1 protein-coding gene is annotated in these 426 nt (G+C 56.8%); it reads left to right on the forward strand.

Going from position 1 to position 426, the window contains the following annotated elements; translation table 11 throughout:
- Positions 1-181 precede the first annotated feature (181 nt).
- Positions 182-426, forward strand: a 245-nt coding sequence (locus JF66_RS21265) for a Gfo/Idh/MocA family oxidoreductase (protein ID WP_035880989.1), incomplete at its 3' end; no start/stop codon positions are given.

The following is a 426-nucleotide window of genomic DNA, read 5'->3' on the forward strand; positions in this document are numbered from 1 at the left end:
CTAACCGCCGTTTAAGCGCGGTCGGCAGACGGCTTTGTAAGTTTGTCAGGACATTTCTTGACTCATCGTGGCAGAACCACTAACGTGACTCCTAGGTGTTGGACCGGTCCAACATTCCTTACGGCCCGCACCAGCGCTCACGCTAAGGCGACTTTCACCTCCGAAGACGCAGGGATACCTTATGAAAAATGTAACGCTCGGACTGATCGGCGTCGGCCGCATCGGAGTAATGCACGCCCGCAATATCGCGACCCTTTCGAACGCCGATGAATCAGTCCGGACGATCACCCTTAAACTCACGGATATTGCTGCCGAGCATGCGCAGGCCGTCGCTGCTGACCTCGGCGCCTCCTACCATCCCGATCTTGAAACGCTCATTGCCTCCGGTATTGACGGACTCATCATCGCCACAGGTACCGCGCTGCA

The sequence above is a fragment of the Cryobacterium sp. MLB-32 genome (assembly GCF_000738085.1).
Lineage (GTDB): Bacteria > Actinomycetota > Actinomycetes > Actinomycetales > Microbacteriaceae > Cryobacterium.